Source organism: Salinivibrio sp. PR5 (assembly GCF_001996085.1).
Lineage (GTDB): Bacteria > Pseudomonadota > Gammaproteobacteria > Enterobacterales > Vibrionaceae > Salinivibrio > Salinivibrio proteolyticus.
Map to the genome: position 1 here is coordinate 1 of NZ_MUFK01000037.1, position 16,966 is coordinate 16,966.

Here is a 16,966-nt window from a genome sequence, read left to right on the forward strand (position 1 = left end):
CCAAAAAATTACTTGGCGGTCGGTTACGGGAGTCGCGTTTGGCGGGTGTAGGATGGGAAAAATAGCAGGCGTAAAGTGTCGTCTTAGCGGTGTTTGGGGGAAGCAGAAAGGCGCCAAAGCTGGGTGTTAGCGAGGGTGACAGCTGGCGTCTAGAAACTCGGCGTTGGTGAATTCTTTGGTTTAATTTGACCAAACGCGGTTAATTGGTCCTTTTTTACGCAAAATTAATGATTATTTCACTAAATTTGTACAACAAATTGTGATTTAGGTTGGTATAATTTTCACCACTTTAACCTCCTCCGCACGCTGTTGGATATTTGTGCTGTGAATATAGACGTCAATAACCTCCTGCTCCAAAACGATATTTTGCTCCTTTTTGTGGTACTTGCCATGGGCCTTGCGGTTGGAAAGGTCAAAATTGGTAATGTGCAATTGGGTGGATCCATCGGTGTACTGTTTACCGCGATCATTTTCGGTAACGCTGGGTTCACCTTCTCGCCTGATGCGCTCAGCATCGGTTTTATGCTGTTTATCTACTGTGTAGGTATTGAGGCAGGCCCGAACTTTTTTGGCGTTTTCTTCCGCGATGGTAAGTCGTATTTGCTACTGGCGCTCACCGTGCTGCTCAGTGCCATTGGCTTAACCTTGTTTTTCCAAGAGCAATTGGGGCTGGATATCAGCATTGCCACCGGCATGATGGCAGGTGCACTGACTGCCACGCCGGTACTGGTAGGCGCGAAAGATGCCCTAAATTCCGGACTTACGGGCGTTGAGGGGGAGCAGCTGGGCATGATGATCGATAACCTCAGTGTCGGTTATGCCATGGCGTACTTAACCGGTTTGGTGAGCTTGATTGTGCTGGCGAAATTGATGCCGAAGTTACAGCGCCACAACTTAGAGCACTCTGCACAGCAAATCGCCATTGAACGCGGCTTGGGGAGTGAGTCGCAGCGTAAAGTTTATTTACCCATTATTCGCGCCTATCGGGTTGGCCCTGAACTGATTCAGTGGATTGATGGCCGCAATCTGCGCGAGCTGGGTATTTATCGTCAAACTGGCTGTTACATCGAGCGAATTCGTCGTAATGGCATTTTGGCGAACCCAGATGGGGACGCGATTTTGCAAGAAGGCGATGAAATTGCACTGGTGGGCTATCCCGACAGCCACGCGCGACTGGACCCCAGTTTCCGTAACGGCAAAGAAGTGTTTGATCGCGATCTGCTCGACTTGCGCATTGTCGAAGAAGAAATCGTGGTAAAGAACGACAGCGTCGCGCAGAAAAAGCTATCCGATCTCAATCTGTCAGAATATGGCTGTTTCTTAAACCGTGTGGTGCGCGCACAGGTAGAAATGCCAATGGACCAAGGCATTATTCTCAATAAAGGTGATGTGCTGCAGATCAGTGGCGAGAAAAGCCGTGTGAAAGGTCTGGCTGAACGCATTGGTTTTATCTCGATTCACAGCCAAATGGCCGATCTGCTCGCGTTCTGCTGTTTCTTTATTCTCGGCCTTGGGCTGGGGATGATCACCATGACCTTCGGTCAAGTGACCTTTGGTTTGGGTAATGCCGCTGGTTTGTTGTTGGCGGGAATTAGCTTGGGCTACTTGCGCGCCAATCACCCCACGTTTGGTTATGTGCCGCAAGGGGCGCTGAACATGGTCAAAGAGCTCGGGTTGATGACATTTATGGCTGGCATTGGGTTAAGTGCCGGTGGCCGTTTATTTGAATACATCGCCGATATGGGCTTTTCAGTGATCATTGCCAGTATCTTTATCAGCGTGATCCCTGTGATTATCGCCTATTTGATTGGCGCTTATGTGCTGAAAATGAACCGTGCCTTGTTGTTTGGTGCTATTGTCGGTGCGCGTACCTGTGCGCCTGCGATGGATATGATTAACGAGCACGCCCGCAGCACCATTCCGGCGCTGGGTTATGCAGGCACCTATGCGATTGCCAACGTGATCCTCACCTTGGCCGGTACCCTGTTGATCATTCTGGTGTAATTTATTGGCTAACCTTCTATTCGGTCAGCAATAATTCAGCGACTATGCATATAATGAAAGCGTCCAATTTGGGCGCTTTTTTGCTCACAAGGGGTTACGCATGCAGGTGCTTATTATCGAAGATGATTCAATTCTCAGTYATCATATGAAAACAGAGCTGACCGAGCTGGGCCATCATGTACGCTGTGCCAGCACAGCCAGCGAGGGATTGTATTATGTCGACCAATATCCGAATGATATTGCAATCATTGACTTAGGCTTGCCCGATCAAGATGGTATTAGTTTGATTCGCGACATTCGTGCCAAGGGTCTGCGTGTGCCTATTTTGGTGTTAACCGCCCGCGCGAATTGGCAGGATAAAGTGGCCGGACTGGATGCCGGCGCGGACGATTATTTGGTGAAGCCGTTCCAAAAGCCGGAATTGGTGGCACGGCTGAATGCCTTGGTGCGACGCAGTGCCGGTTTTGTGAAACCTACCATTACCGCAGGCGATATCGAGCTCGATTTGCTGGCTAAATCCGTCTCGGTAAAAGGCCAGCCTTTAGAGCTGACCGCCTTTGAGTATGATCTGTTTGAGTATTTGATTCGCCACAGCCGCGAAGTGATCTCCAAACAACGTTTACTCGATGTGCTATATTACGACCAAGACGGCGATCCGAATACCATCGAGGTGATGATTAGCCGTTTACGCAAAAAACTGATACAGAGCAGTCATGAAAACCCGATTTCAACCGTACGTGGTCAAGGGTATCTTTTTGAAATTCAAGCTGAGTAATTCATGAAATTAGGCCAATTCGCTTTGTGTCGTTGCCGCACGCGGCTGCGAACCCGTGTGCTTGCTACCTCGATCGGTATTATTTTACTGTTTTCGATTGCTCTTGCAGCGTTGATTAATAAGCTGTATCAGCAAAACTCAATGGCGACGTACTCGCGCGATTTGGTGTCGCAAATTCCGATGGTGATGGCTCAGCTCAGCCGCGATGGCTTAATCCGTGCCGACCAGCTCACCGCGTGGATCCAATCGCTTGACCCGTCGAGCTCGGATTATATGTCGGTGCTCTGCACCCCAGAAAATCATACGTTATGGACATCGCGAGATGTCAAAGCCTTAAAGGTGGACGATATTTGTACCCTCTTCCCTTCGCAAGCCACTACACCACAGTATTTATCCATTGCGGGCGTCAACGTAGTAGCCCAACGGCTATCTTCTGATAAGCAGCCGAGCGATAGCCCTAACCATTTGTATGTGCTGCGTAATGTAGGGCAAGAAAAGCAACATCTCACCAACTTGGAAACAGAGACATGGTTTTATATCAGTTTGCTGTTCTTTTCTGCCTCTGCCCTGGTTGTGGCGGCGTGCCATTGGAGTTTTTCGCCACTGCGCCGCTTGGCGAAAGAGCTGATTGCGATCACCGAATCGCGTCAACAAACCTTGGACAGTGATTACCCTGATGAGCTGCAAGATCTCACCCAAGCACTCAATCAGATGATCACACAGCGGGAAAAGCAAAAAGTGCGTTATCGTCACGCCATGGATGACTTGGCACATAGCCTTAAAACACGCTTAGCGGCCACCAACGCCCTACTCGATGATAACAGCTTGAATCGCGAGCAATTGAACAAGCGTATTTTGGAGCAAGTCAGCCAAATGGATGACATGGTTCAGTACCAGCTTAAACGGGCTTTGGTGGGGCAACGCGGCCTAAAGCGTGATGACAGCTCGCTCACCATTCCTGTCGATAGTCTGACGGGTATGTTAGATAAAGCCTATCGGGATAAACCCGTGACGGTGATCCGTAGCTTTGCTGAAGATGCCACCCTCCCGCTTCATCGCAGCGATCTGATGGAGCTGTTGGGGAATTTACTCGAGAACGCGTACCGCTTTTGTCTTGAGCAGGTACTGATCCGATTGGAAGATAAAGGCGATGCGTGGCAGCTTTCTATCGAGGATGACGGTCCCGGCGTGCCGGAGTGCTATCGCGAGAGTATTTTTCAGCGCGGTGTGCGTGCCGATCAGCTAAATCCGGGCACGGGGATTGGCTTGGCGGTGTGTGATGAAATTATTGCCAGCTATGATGGTTCCATTCAAGTCACCCAATCCTCATTACAGGGCGCCGCGTTTGTTCTCACCCTGCCCAAACGCTAGCTAACACCGTGTGTTATACCAATAAAAAACGCAGCCGTTTGGGCTGCGTTTTTTATTAAGCTATGTTTTCACTGGGCTGCAGATATATCGGACTCGGCGAAGCTGCGCATTTCCCACTCGCTAAGGCCGAGACGCCAACGCGAGCTAATCGCTGTCTGGATCTGCTAACAAATCGTCTTTAGCAGCCATCATATATTGGTACATCGACCAATAGGTCAGGCCAGTTGCAGCATAGAGCGCGACATAACCTAGCCATTCAATCCAAGGGGCGGCGTGCCAAAGCAGCATCGTCAGAGCAAACATTTGTGAGGCCGTTTTAAATTTGCCCACCCAAGAGACGGCAACGCTGGCGCGTTTACCAATTTCCGCCATCCACTCGCGCAATGCCGAAATAATTACTTCTCGCGCAATCATGGTCGCAGCGGGAATTGTGACCCAAATGGAGTAGTAATGCTCGACAATCAACACCATGGCAATTGCCACCATCACCTTATCGGCAACGGGATCGAGAAAGGCGCCAAAACGGGTCGATTGTTTTAAACGGCGAGCTAAATACCCATCCAACCAATCAGTAACACCGGCAATCACAAAAACGAGTGCCGCGGCAAACGGAGCCCATTCGTAGGGCAAATAATAGGCGATGACAAAGACCGGAATTAGCGCAAGGCGCAAAAAGGTCAAAATGGTGGGTATATTAAGGCGCATGCTCAGCTTTTTATTGTTGGATTGACTACGTTATGTTGCCCCATTGCCTCTAACCTTGCAATGAGGAATGAATTTTCTCTGCCAGTGTTCGGCTGATCCCGGGGACTTTGGCGATTTCTTCGACACTGGCGTTGCGCAACTCTTGGATCCCACCAAGATATTTCAGCAAAGCTTGGCGACGTTTCGGACCAATACCTTCGATTTGGGTCAGCACACTTTGTTTGCGTGCTTTTCCGCGTGCGGCTCGGTGTCCAGCAATAGCGTGATCATGGCTTTCATCGCGAATGTGTTGAATAAGATGCAACGCCGGTGAGTCGGCCGGCAACGAGAATTGCTCGCCAGAGACTTTGATCAGTGTCTCTAGGCCCGGTTTACGGCTGGTTCCTTTGGCAACACCCAAAATAAGCGGATGAATGGGCCAATCGGCGATCAGGGGTTTAAGTACCTCCCACGCGCGATTGAGCTGTCCTTTACCCCCATCAATCACGATAATGTCGGGGATTTTTTCTGGCTCGAGCTGTTTGCTGTAGCGACGAGTCAGCACTTGGGCCATTGCAGCGTAATCATCGCCGCCGGTGATCCCTTCAATGTTGTAACGGCGATACTCTTTTTTCAGCGGGCCATCTTGGTTAAACACCACGCACGACGCCACGGTTTTTTCGCCCATGGTGTGGCTGATATCAAAACATTCCATGCGCTTGACGGGGTTTAACCCTAGCGTTTCTTGCAGCACCTTGTAGCGGTGCTGGATGGTCATGCGATGGTTTATCTTGCTGGTTAACGCTGTACGCGCATTGGTGTTGGCTAGCTTTAAGAAGCGTGCCCGCGCGCCGCGTGGTTTGCTTTGCAGTTGCACACGCCGCCCGGCGATTTCACTCAAGGTATCTGACAACCAGGTAAGATCGTCGCCGATGTCATCAGAAATCAAAATGTGGCTAGGAATGGTGCGCCCTTCTGCTTGGGCCAAATAAAACTGGCTGACAAAGCTAGACACCACTTCGGCAGGTTCCGTCTCCGCCGGCATTTTGGGGAAGTAGCTGCGGCTACCTAACACCTTACCTTGGCGTAAAAACAGCACATGAATACAGGCCACACCGTTCTCAAGTCCAAACCCGATCACATCCAGATCTTCGTCGCTATCTTGCGAAACAAACTGCTGCTCTTGAACGCGACGCAAGGCTTGGATTTGATCGCGGTATTCGGCGGCTTTTTCGAATTGAAGCTGCTGACTGGCGTTTTCCATTTTTTCCACCAGCGAATCGATCACTTGGCGATTTTTGCCCTGCAAGAATAAACGGGCAAAATTCACCTGCTCGGCGTATTCCTCATCACTGACCAATCCGGGCACACAAGGCCCCGCACACCGACCAATTTGGTACATCAAACAGGGACGACTGCGGTTGGCGTAAACGGAGTCTTCGCATTGGCGAACGGGGAAAATTTTCTGCAGCAAATGCAGGCTTTGTCTCACTGCGCTCGCATCCGGAAACGGGCCGAAGTATTCGCCCTTTTTCTTTTTCGCACCGCGATGAACCGCCAAGCGAGGATGGGTATGGCCGCTTAGATAAATGTAGGGGTAGGATTTATCATCGCGCAGCAACACGTTGTATTTCGGCAGGTGTTGCTTGATGAGGTTGTGTTCAAGGATCAGCGCTTCAGTTTCCGTGTGGGTGACGGTGACTTCCACATTGGCGATGTTTCGCACCAAGGCTTTGGTTTTTTCGCTGGAAACTTGCACACGAAAGTAGCTGGCAAGACGCTTGCTCAGATCTTTCGCCTTACCCACATAAATGATCTCACCCGAGGCGTCCATCATACGATAAACGCCCGGTTGGTGAGGCACCGTTTTTAAAAAGCTTTTTGAATCGAATGTGTCTGGCACTACAGAGTCTCGGTATCTAACATCCCGTGACGAATGGCGAGGTGAGTCAACTCCACATCCCCGTTAATGCCTAACTTGCTAAACAAACGATAGCGGTAACTATTAACGGTTTTGGGGCTTAAACTGAGCTGCTCGGAAATGTCCGTGACTTTTTGCCCTTTGGTGATCATCAGCATGATCTGCAATTCACGCTCAGACAGCTCCTTGAAAGGGTTGTCAGAAGAAGCGGAGAACTGACTAAGCGCCATTTGCTGGGCAATATCCGGGGAAATGTACCGTTGGCCACTATTGACCATGCGGATCGCATTCACCACTTCGTCCGCGCCCGCCCCTTTGGTGAGATAGCCCGCGGCACCCGCTTGCATCACCTTGGTTGGGAATGGGTTCTCGGTATGAATCGTGAGTACGATGATCTTGGCATCCGGCGAGTAGCGAAGCAACTTACGTGTGGCTTCCAAACCCCCGATGCCCGGCATGTTCATGTCCATCAGGACAATATCGGCGTGATTTTGCCGACACCACTTGAGTGCGGCTTCACCGCTGTCGGCTTCCCCTACCACTTTAATTCCACGGACGTCTTCTAATAGACGTCGAATCCCTGTGCGAACCAGCTCGTGATCATCTACAAGGAAAACAGTGATCAATCTTGTATCTCCACTTGGTTTGGTTCGCCAACTTGTTGCTTCACCGCAACGGTTGGACGTGTCTTAACGCATATTACTTGAGTTTTACCACGGATGAAAAGGCAACAACAGGGCCGATGTACCGAATCGCAAATTTTCATACACTAAACTGTCAAAAAACAGTCAACCCGTCTAAATTATGGCCAACACGGCGGCATTTGCAGCAAGTTGCTAGCCATAAATGGAGTAACGTCATGTTGACATGTCAGCATTTTTGAACACATCGCGCCCCTATCCATGATTACGAGAGGACTAAACCCTCAGGCTATAGCGCCAAACACAGATACTTCATTTCAAGGTATTCATCCAAGCCCCATTGTGACCCTTCTCGGCCCAAGCCTGATTGTTTCACCCCACCAAAGGGCGCCACCGCGGTTGAAATAAGGCCGGTATTAATCCCCACCATGCCGTACTCCAAGGCTTCTGCGACACGATGCACGCGGCTAATGTCTCGCGCATAAAAATACGACGCCAGACCAAACTCGGTATCGTTCGCCATTGCGATAGCCTCAGCGTCATCATTAAAAGCAAACAAGGGCGCAACCGGACCGAAGGTTTCTTCTTTAGCAATCCGCATCGCCGGTGTCGCATGTTTGATGACCGCAGGCTGAGTAAAGTTTTCCCCTAACTCTGGGCAATCGCCGCCAAGCAGGATCTCGCCACCGTGTTGCTTGGCATCGTCCAAATGTGCTTTCACTTTGTCGATCGCACCACGATTAATCAGCGGGCCAATGTCCACCTTGTCATCGGTGCCAAGACCGACACGTAATTGACTAACCGCTTGTGTGAATTTTTCTGCGAAGGCGTCATAGATACTCGATTGCACATAGATTCGGTTCACACAAACGCACGTTTGTCCCGCATTGCGGTATTTAGCCGCAATGGCACCTTCAACCGCTGCATCGATATCCGCATCATCAAAAACAATAAACGGCGCATTGCCCCCCAACTCCAGTGACAGCTTTTTAATGCTTGGCGCGCATTTTTCCATCAGTTGTGCGCCAATTTCCGTCGAGCCAGTGAATGAGAGCTTACGTACCCGATCATCGCTGCAAAGCGTGTCGGCAATCGGCCCAGCCGTGCCGGTGACAATGCTTAGTACCCCGGCAGGCACACCCGCGCGCAGTGCCAGTTCTCCTAGCGCCAACGCCGACAACGGTGTATCACTGGCCGGCTTCACCACCATCGTACAACCTGCCGCCAGTGCTGCCGCGGCTTTGCGGGTGATCATCGCGGCCGGAAAATTCCAAGGCGTAATCGCTGCCGTTACGCCAATCGGCTGCTTGATCACAGAGATGCGTTTATCGGCCTGCTCAGCAGGAATAGTCGCGCCATATACGCGCTTCGCTTCTTCAGCAAACCACTGCAAAAATGACGCCGCGTATTGGATCTCGCCCGCGGCTTCTTTCAGCGGCTTGCCTTGCTCAGCGGTCATGATCGCCGCTAAGTCGTCTTTGTGTTCCAGCATCAGCTCGTACCAGCGGTACAATACATCGGCACGGGCTTTCGCCGTTAGCGCACGCCACTCGGGCAAGGCCGCATCGGCGGCATCAATTGCTTGTCGTGTTTCCTCGGCGCCCATATTGGGTACGTTTGCCAAACACGTTCCATTGGCAGGATTGGTCACCGGGCGTGTTTTTTGGTTGTGGGCATCTTTCCATTGACCGTTAATCAGTGCTTGTGTCTTAAGCAGCGTCATGTCCTGCAATTGCATAATGGCTCCTTTTTTGTTCAAAGGCGTTGCGCGTTCACCCAAATCATACTGGCACCTTGCCAGCTCACGAATAGCACGGCAAGATATTCGCTGAGATCAACGACTATAAGCCAGTAAATGCACAATGTCTGCTCAAGTAGACAGCAAATAACCACAACGGCTTATAGATACCGGCGCAAACACAGCTGGCCCTTCAACAGAAAAAGGATGCTCTATGCGTATTTTTAGCCAGTTCGATAGCGGGAATATCCGCGTTCTGAATGACGACGACATCAACAATATCCAGCTTGCCATTCACCAAGACAATCAGTCTGAGTTTTATCAGTGGTTCCACTTTCGCCTTGAAGCTGAGGTCAATCAGGCCCACACGCTCCATATTCAGCAGCTTGCAGGCTCTGCCTACCCTGAAGGCTGGAAAGATTACCAAGCGGTTGCCTCATACGACCGTGATACCTGGTTCCGTGTTCCTACTGAATTCGACGGCGATACCTTGACCATAAAGGTGACGCCGCAACACGGCTCGATGTACTTTGCGTATTTCGCACCGTATAGCTATGAGCGCCACTTGGATTTGATTCATCAAGCGCAAACCTACCCACAGTGCCAACTAGAAACGCTTGGCCAAACCCTAGATGGCCGCGATATTAGCCTATTGAAAATTCGCGCTGATTTAGGGGAATCCGCCCAACCGAAAACGCCCATTTGGCTGATTGCCCGCCAGCACCCCGGCGAGACCATGGCGGAATGGTTTATGGAAGGTTTGCTCGACCGATTGCTTGACGACACAGACACGACCGCCCGTGCGCTGTTGGAAAAAGCGGACTTTTACATCGTGCCCAACATGAATCCCGACGGCAGCGTACGCGGCCACTTGCGCACCAATGCCGTCGGTGCCAACTTAAACCGCGAATGGGAAACGCCAAGCCTTGAGCGTAGCCCTGAGGTATATCATGTTCGTGCCCGTATGGAGCAAACTGGGGTGAAAATGTGCCTCGATATTCACGGCGATGAGGCGATACCGTACAACTTTGTAGCCGGTTGCGAGGGGATCCCATCTTACGATGAACGTATGGCCGATCTTGAAAACCGCTTCAAACGTGCGCTGCTTACCGTGACGCCGGAGTTTCAAGACGAGCATGGCTATGAAAAAGACGCGCCCGGTAAAGCCAATTTAACCGTAGGATCAAACTGGATTGGCGAGCGCTTTAAATGTTTGTCATACACGGTTGAAATGCCCTTTAAAGATCACAACGACCAACCGGATCCAGACTTTGGCTGGTCACCTGCGCGCAGCCAAGCCTTTGGTCGCGATATGCTCAGCGCCATCCTCGCGGTAGTGGATACACTGTAACGCACCCTATATGCGCGAGACTCAAAAGCCGATGCCGCGTCATCGGCTTTTTCTATGTCTGTTATAGATTATTTCTGTTTTCGCTCGTCGGCAAAGGCTCGTAAACTAGCGACAAATCATTCGACGAGGAACAATAATGACAACCCTAACCTCACGTTGCCCTCACTGCCAAGCAATGAACCGTATTCCGAGCGAACGCGTGAACGACGCGCCCAAGTGTGGCAAGTGTCAATCAGCGTTATTGGAAGGAAAGCCCATTGAAGGCACCAGCGATAACTTTGCTGCCTTACTTAATAGCGACAAGCCAGTGGTCGTGGATTTTTGGGCCCCTTGGTGCGGACCATGCCAAAGTTTTGCACCTGCCTTTGAGGCCATCGCCGAACAGGAAGAAGGCCGTGCGCTGTTTGTGAAAATTGATACCGAAGCACAACACGCGCTGGCGGCACAATATCGTATTCGCAGCATTCCGACGCTAATGGTGTTTAAAAACGGCGAGCGCGTTGACATGATGAACGGCGCCCTGCCTCAAAATGCCTTTAGTGACTGGTTGAACCAGCACCTTAGCTAATCGCTATTCGCTAACCATTCTTTCATGATGATCACGCGGCGCTACACTTTTAGCGCCGCGCCTTGTTTGACCGCGCGGATCGCCACATTGGTATTGATGTCTTTGACCATCGCCAAGGTCTGTAACTGGCGCATAAAGGCTTCATAGTGCGGTAAATCGCGCGTCACCACTTCCAGTAAATAGTCATAGGTGCCAGAAATGACGTGGCCGTTGATCACTTCATCCATTTCCACCAGCGCGTTTTCAAAGGTGACAATCGCCTCTTCTCGGTGATTACTCAAACTCACGTTAACGAAAAAGGTCATGTTTAGCCCAATCCGCTGGCGATTTAGGGTGACCTGATAGGACGCTATCACCCCATCGGCTTCCAGCTTTTTGATTCGTCTTGCACACGGTGAAAACGACAGCCCAACCGCATCAGCGATTTCCGCGGTGGTACGCCGCGCATCGTCTTGCAACAGCGCCAGAATGGCTTTGTCTTTACTGTCCAAATCGCTTCCTTAGTGATTTTCAACAACAAAATGATAGTTAAAGATGATAAACGCTAACATGATGGCAAATCACTCTTTAATTTGCCACCAATCCCTCCTTTGACGCTGCCACACTAACTCTATTGTTGAACAAGGAAGTGACCAACCATGCCTGCCACCTCTCAACGTGTATTAGGCCTTGCCGCCATGCTTGTCACCGTGACCATTTGGGCGAGCCTGTTTATCTCATTGCGTCAGGCCAGCCAATCGGTGTTAACCAGTGGCGATGTTGCCCTACTGCGCTTTTTGCCCGCCGCTCTCCTATTTGGTTGGCTGAGCCGTCATCGGATCCGTCATATTGTCTCCGTGCCCAAACGTTATCTGTTTGCGATTGCCTTCGGTGCCGGTTTACCGTTCTATCTGCTCGCTGCCACAGGTATGCAGTTAGCCCCTGTTGCCGATGGCGCCTCGTTAATTCCGGGGATCTTGCCACTGTTTGTCTCTACCATCGCTTGGGGCGTTTATGGTGAATCGCTCTCGGTGGGACGGCGATTAGGGATTGGGCTTATCGTGATCGGCATTGGCGCGTTTTTGTGGCATTCGCTGTTCTTCTCACCGTGGAGCGTCACCCAAGGCCATCTGATTTTGCTTGCGGCCAGTGTTAGCTGGGCGTGGTTTACCATTGGCGTACGTGTGACAGGATTGAATGCCGCAGAAGCCGGCGCGGTACTCGCGATTTCGGCCGTCTTGTTGCTGCCTGTGGGCGCGATGAGCGGGCTGATCTCGTTTAACTTGCTCCAAGCGCCTTTGGGCGAGCTGGGCTACCATGTGCTGGCGCAAGGCTTGGGCGTGGGGATCATTGCCAATTACAGCTATGCATTTGCGATTCGTCGCTTAGGTGCAGAAATGAGTGCCGCAATAGGCGCATTCACGCCTGTGGTGGCGGCGCTGATCGCCATTCCTGTGTTCTCAGAAACCGTCAGTCTGCTCACCGTGGTGGCGATGGCGTTGATTGTATTCGGTGCGGTGCTCGCTAGTGAGGGGATAAAGTGGCGACGCACACAAACAAAAAGCGGCCCGCAGGCCGCTTAATCTGTGATTCGGCGTAAACGCTATCCGGTTAGAGATAGTCGCCACGACGCAAGGCATCGATACGTTTTTCTAGCGGTGGGTGAGTCATAAACAACTCACTCAGCGTTTTCTTACCGTTGATGCCAAATGCCATCATTGAGCCTTCCAGTTTCGGCTCGTGACTGACTTTTAAACGCTCCAGCGCCGCAATCATTTTCTGCTTGCCTACCAGCTGCGCTGAGCCTGCATCGGCGCGGAATTCGCGATGACGGCTAAACCACATGGTGAGAATGCTAGCCAAAATACCAAACACGATTTCTAGCACTGACGACACCAGGAAGTACATCATCCAGTTGCCGCCGCCTTCGCCTTCTTCATCACTGTTCATGCCGCTCACCGCACCGGCGATAACGCGGGCAATAAAGATCACGAAAGTGTTCACCACCCCTTGCATCAAGGTCATGGTGACCATGTCGCCATTGGCAATGTGGCTGATTTCGTGCGCCAGCACGGCTTCGGCCTCATCACGGGTCATGTTTTGCAGCAGGCCACTTGATACCGCCACCACAGAATCGTTGCGTTTCGCCCCCGTCGCAAAGGCGTTGATGTCAGGCGAGTTATAGATCGCCACGGTTGGCATGCCAATGCCAGCACGCTGAGCCTGTTGACTGACCGTGTTCATCAACCAGTGCTCGGTTTCATTACGTGGATGCTCAATCACTTGCGCCCCTACTGAGCGAAGTGCCATGGATTTTGACATCAGCAACGAGATAATTGAGCCGCCAAAACCGAATACAGCCGCCAGCACCAGCAACCCAGACAAGCTGCCCGGCTGCATGCCTGTAACCGCGTAGATGATGTTCAGCACAATGCTGAATACGATCAGTACCGCGAGGTTGGTAGCAAGAAATAATCCTATGCGTTTCATCGTGTGTCTCCGTCGCTTAAACCCAGTGTTTAGCGCTTACTTGTTGTAATGGTAAAAATAGTATGGGCATTCAAGATAAAAACAATCCTTTGATGCAATTTGTTACGAATAAAATGATTGAATCCGCCCATCGCTACAAACAGCAGCATCACTCCGCTGACCAGTTAGTGTGGCACGTTATTCCCATCTGATATAGATAAAATGTGAGCTCGGCCGATTGAGAAATTTTCACAACCAATTCAGCAGCTTAAAAACAAATCTAACACATAGAGCCAGCATTTTAGACAAATCCAAGCTACTATAGACTTTAGTCGAGTTGTAATTGCGTTAAGAGGGCGCTAATTTGGCTGCAGCTGTTTAAAACTAGATAACATTTTCTCACTCATTGTTTACATCGCGATGAAGCGTTAATGAGACGAGACAAAGTGTGAAGCCCTGATCAAGAGCCGCGTCAAAACAACGCGTTATCAATGGAGTGAAACCATGGCAGAAAAAGAAAACTACCGTGTCGCCATCGACATCTTATGCTGTCATCTCGGCATGAGCTTCGACGAAGCCTGCTCAGAACTTGGGTTAGCATCGGATGACGCCAGTGCAGCACGACAAATTGCAGAAGTCCAGCAAGGTCTAATGGGATTACTGGACGATCAAAAATAAGCGGTCGTTGTCAGTCATTCCTGTTACAAGCCCGCCTCTACATTAGCAAAAAGCCAGTTTTCACTGGCTTTTTTAGTGTCCGGCATGACTCAATGCGCCCACCGTTTAAGGCGCTAAAAGCGCACGGATATCCAGCGTTGACGCCCGTTGTGCTGGCGACGCATCAGCAGCAAACGGCAAGTGCCCTAGACAAGGCGCATCTAAATGCGCATCAAGATAGCGCACCATTTCGTCACTGTGCTGCGCCTTGGGATCCACGGCGTTTGCCACCCATCCGGCTAACGTAAGCCCGCGTGCACGTATGGCCTCTGCGGTGAGTAAAGCATGGTTTAAACAGCCAAGCTTTATTCCCACCACCATGATCACTGGCAGTTGATGGGCAACCACCCAATCGGCAAGCGTTTCAGTCTCACTCAGTGGCACTTGCCAGCCTCCAGCCCCTTCTACCAATACCGGACTGGCCTGCTGTTTTAAATGCGCGAGCCCATCGCTTAGCATCTTGGTATCGATAGGCTTGTTGGCTAACACGGCCGCCCAGTGCGGCGAGCACGGCGTTTCTAACAACACTGGATTGATAGCGGCATACGGCAATGCGATCGCACTGGCGTGCTGTAAAGTGACAGCGTCACTATTTAGTTGGTGATCAGGCGCTAAATCAGCACCAGCAGCGACAGGTTTATAGCCCACCGCTTGATAACCTTGTTTGATAAAAGCGTGCAACAGCGCCGCCGTGGTATAGGTTTTCCCCACTTCGGTGTCGGTGCCGGTAATAAAGTAACTGTCATGCATGGTGGTTAATCACTATGTAGCCAATTTGATAGGTCGCCGGTAAGGTGTTGGCGGCAAGTGCAAAACGCTGATACGCCTTTTCTACCGCACTAAACTGCGCTCTTGTCGCCAGCCCTTGCTGCCCCGCCCCTTGCGGGCGATATGTCGCGCCAATGCCTTTTAAGCTTTTCATTACCGCATGGGCATTAGCAAAGGTGAGCTGTTCGCTCTCTTGCAACACGGTTGCATGTGTCAACCCGGCGCGTTGGGTTGCCTGTTGTAACTCCGAGAAGGGGATAAAGCGGTTCACTCGTGACGTGCCGCACGCTTGTTGCCACGCGCTGTCGAGTTCACACAGTGATCCTGTGAGCAGTGTCGAGACAAGGATTTTCCCGCCGGGTTTAACGACCCGACTCAGCTCCGCCAATGGCACGTGCAAATCGTCACACCATTGCAATGCTAACGAGCTAAATGCCAGATCGACACTATTATCAGCCAGCGGCAAATGCTCCGCATCAGCTTGTACGCCTAGCATGGCATCACCACAACGCGCTTTTGCCGTCGCAAGCATGGGGGCGCTGAGATCCAGTCCAATCACTGTCCTAGCGTGAGTCATCCACTGCTGGGTGAAATAGCCGGTGCCACAGCCGACATCTAAGACGGTACCGAGATGGATAGCTTTCCGCTCTGACTCAGCCAATGCCATTAACCGATGGCCGACACGGCGCTGCAGCGTAGCACTGTCATCATAATGGGGCGCGGCGCGGCCAAACGCGCGGGCAATCGCTTGTTTATCGGCGACGGTCATGCTGTCACCCCACACGCTTTGTCGCTCGCTAATACCGGCTTAAGCGCCTCGATCAGTGCGGTGATATCTGTCTTTTGATGCTGTGCAGACAGGCTGATCCGCAGGCGCGCAGTGTTAGCGGGGACAGTCGGAGGGCGAATCGCTCCTACTCGAATATGCGCCTTCATCAAAGCCTGATTTATCTGCTGTAACGCTGCCAAATCGCCGATAATCAGCGGCTTGATCGGGCTAGGCGTCGCGAGCAGTTGCGGGAAGGGCTGCCTATTACCAACGTCCGGTTCGCAAGCAGACGTCGTCTCTAACCAGTCGTGGAGCCCTTGCATTAACTGTTCGGCATGAGCGCTGAGTGTTTCTCGCCGCCAGTGCTCTGTTCGTGCCAACCTAATCGCATCCTCGATGAGTGCCGCTTGCGCAGGTGGCATGGCCGTCGAGTACACATAATGGCGAGCAAACTGGCGCAAATAATCAATGATGGTGGGAGAAGCCAGCACTGCCGCGCCGGCGACGCCCAAGGCTTTTCCAAACGTGACGACTAATATATCCGGCCGTGCGCCACGACTGATACTGCCCTCGCCTTCTAGCCCCAACACACCAATCCCATGCGCATCATCCAGTGCCCAGAGCGCCCCCGATTGGTTGGCAATCGCGGCAAGGCTTTCGGTTGGCGACACATCACCATCCATGCTGAATACCCCTTCCGAGACAATCAGCGATGCGGAAGGCTGGATTTGCTTTGCGAGCAGTTGGCGAAGGTGTGCCATGTCGTTATGACGAAAACGGCGCTGTGTGGCAGGGCTCAATAAACCCGCCTCAATCAAGGAGGCATGGTTGAGTTTGTCTTGAAACAAGACATCGTCTTTACCTAACAGCGTAAAGAGCAAGGCTTGGTTGGCGGCAAAACCACTGTTAAACAGTATCGCTTGCGGGTAACCGAGCCAGTCACACAGCTGATCACAAAGGGATTGATGCGCCGCGGTAAAACCGGATACCACCGGCGAGGCCGTTGCACCCACCCCCCAGCGTTCAAGGTGCTGCTGCGCCCTTTTCACCAGTCGCGGGTCTTGCGCAAGGCCCAAGTAATCATTCCCCGCAAAGTTGCGCCATGACTCGGCGACGGTATTGTCACCACTTTGCCGCCATAAGCCTTGTTGCTGGCGTGCGGCCAGCTCGCCTTGGTAACGACGGGTCAGCGCTGATGTTGTGTCAGTCAT

At 51.6% G+C, this 16,966-nt stretch carries 16 protein-coding genes; 7 read left to right on the forward strand and 9 right to left on the reverse strand.

The genetic code is table 11. The features are described from left to right. Positions 1-324 precede the first annotated feature (324 nt). The 3 genes from BZG82_RS12535 to BZG82_RS12545 all read left to right on the forward strand — a co-directional run bounded on the left by BZG82_RS12535 (position 325) and on the right by BZG82_RS12545 (position 4,150). Positions 325-2,004, forward strand: coding sequence for an aspartate:alanine antiporter (locus BZG82_RS12535; protein WP_069587238.1), 1,680 nt, complete (start codon positions 325-327; stop codon positions 2,002-2,004). Positions 2,005-2,104: 100 nt separating this feature from the next. Next, complete coding sequence (locus BZG82_RS12540) at positions 2,105-2,779, forward strand: response regulator (RefSeq protein ID WP_077765975.1); 675 nt, start codon at positions 2,105-2,107, stop codon at positions 2,777-2,779. 3 nt (positions 2,780-2,782) lie between these two features. After that, positions 2,783-4,150 carry an ATP-binding protein gene (locus BZG82_RS12545; RefSeq protein ID WP_077765976.1) on the forward strand — a complete coding sequence of 456 codons (1,368 nt, stop codon included), beginning with the start codon at positions 2,783-2,785 and terminating at the stop codon, positions 4,148-4,150. Positions 4,151-4,294: 144 nt separating this feature from the next. Here the strand turns inward: BZG82_RS12545 and pgsA are convergent, their stop codons facing one another. The 4 genes from pgsA to BZG82_RS12565 all read right to left on the reverse strand — a co-directional run bounded on the left by pgsA (position 4,295) and on the right by BZG82_RS12565 (position 9,134). Beyond that, positions 4,295-4,855, reverse strand: a complete 561-nt coding sequence (gene pgsA, locus BZG82_RS12550; protein WP_069591012.1) for a CDP-diacylglycerol--glycerol-3-phosphate 3-phosphatidyltransferase — start codon at positions 4,853-4,855, stop codon at positions 4,295-4,297. A 49-nt stretch (positions 4,856-4,904) separates the two neighbouring features. Beyond that, positions 4,905-6,737: an excinuclease ABC subunit UvrC gene (gene uvrC / locus BZG82_RS12555; protein WP_077765977.1), complete on the reverse strand. Its 1,833-nt coding sequence runs from the start codon at positions 6,735-6,737 to the stop codon at positions 4,905-4,907. Next, positions 6,737-7,381 carry a UvrY/SirA/GacA family response regulator transcription factor gene (gene uvrY, locus BZG82_RS12560; protein WP_069591014.1) on the reverse strand — a complete coding sequence of 215 codons (645 nt, stop codon included), beginning with the start codon at positions 7,379-7,381 and terminating at the stop codon, positions 6,737-6,739. The genes uvrC and uvrY overlap by 1 nt, the downstream gene beginning before the upstream one ends. A gap of 304 nt (positions 7,382-7,685) precedes the next feature. Continuing rightward, positions 7,686-9,134: an NAD-dependent succinate-semialdehyde dehydrogenase gene (locus BZG82_RS12565; RefSeq protein WP_077479710.1), complete on the reverse strand. Its 1,449-nt coding sequence runs from the start codon at positions 9,132-9,134 to the stop codon at positions 7,686-7,688. A 214-nt stretch (positions 9,135-9,348) separates the two neighbouring features. Between BZG82_RS12565 and BZG82_RS12570 the strand changes: the two genes are divergently transcribed. Together BZG82_RS12570 and trxC are read left to right on the forward strand one after the other, a co-directional pair. Beyond that, on the forward strand, positions 9,349-10,485 hold the full coding sequence (locus tag BZG82_RS12570; protein ID WP_077479711.1) for a M14 family metallopeptidase: 1,137 nt from the start codon (positions 9,349-9,351) through the stop codon (positions 10,483-10,485). Between the two features lie 136 nt (positions 10,486-10,621). After that, positions 10,622-11,053 (forward strand): thioredoxin TrxC, encoded by a 432-nt coding sequence (trxC, locus tag BZG82_RS12575; RefSeq protein WP_077765978.1) that lies wholly within the window; start codon positions 10,622-10,624, stop codon positions 11,051-11,053. A gap of 41 nt (positions 11,054-11,094) precedes the next feature. Here trxC and BZG82_RS12580 read toward each other — a convergent pair whose 3' ends face one another. Next, positions 11,095-11,544: an Lrp/AsnC family transcriptional regulator gene (locus tag BZG82_RS12580; protein WP_077479712.1), complete on the reverse strand. Its 450-nt coding sequence runs from the start codon at positions 11,542-11,544 to the stop codon at positions 11,095-11,097. 147 nt (positions 11,545-11,691) lie between these two features. Here BZG82_RS12580 and BZG82_RS12585 point away from each other — a divergent pair, with 147 nt between their 5' ends. After that, positions 11,692-12,615: a DMT family transporter gene (locus BZG82_RS12585; RefSeq protein WP_077765979.1), complete on the forward strand. Its 924-nt coding sequence runs from the start codon at positions 11,692-11,694 to the stop codon at positions 12,613-12,615. Between the two features lie 28 nt (positions 12,616-12,643). On the opposite strand, the gene htpX is transcribed toward BZG82_RS12585, so the two are convergent. Then, positions 12,644-13,522 (reverse strand): protease HtpX, encoded by an 879-nt coding sequence (gene htpX / locus BZG82_RS12590; protein WP_077765980.1) that lies wholly within the window; start codon positions 13,520-13,522, stop codon positions 12,644-12,646. Between the two features lie 483 nt (positions 13,523-14,005). Here htpX and BZG82_RS16505 point away from each other — a divergent pair, with 483 nt between their 5' ends. Continuing rightward, positions 14,006-14,179: a hypothetical protein gene (locus BZG82_RS16505; protein WP_167314491.1), complete on the forward strand. Its 174-nt coding sequence runs from the start codon at positions 14,006-14,008 to the stop codon at positions 14,177-14,179. A gap of 105 nt (positions 14,180-14,284) precedes the next feature. Here BZG82_RS16505 and bioD read toward each other — a convergent pair whose 3' ends face one another. The 3 genes from bioD to BZG82_RS12605 are packed head-to-tail and all read right to left on the reverse strand — an operon-like array spanning position 14,285 to position 16,966. Next, positions 14,285-14,968 (reverse strand): dethiobiotin synthase, encoded by a 684-nt coding sequence (gene bioD, locus BZG82_RS12595; protein ID WP_077765981.1) that lies wholly within the window; start codon positions 14,966-14,968, stop codon positions 14,285-14,287. Continuing rightward, positions 14,961-15,755 carry a malonyl-ACP O-methyltransferase BioC gene (gene bioC, locus BZG82_RS12600; protein WP_077765982.1) on the reverse strand — a complete coding sequence of 265 codons (795 nt, stop codon included), beginning with the start codon at positions 15,753-15,755 and terminating at the stop codon, positions 14,961-14,963. Before bioC ends, bioD begins: the two co-directional genes overlap by 8 nt. Continuing rightward, on the reverse strand, positions 15,752-16,966 hold the full coding sequence (locus BZG82_RS12605; protein WP_077765983.1) for an aminotransferase class I/II-fold pyridoxal phosphate-dependent enzyme: 1,215 nt from the start codon (positions 16,964-16,966) through the stop codon (positions 15,752-15,754). The genes bioC and BZG82_RS12605 overlap by 4 nt, the downstream gene beginning before the upstream one ends.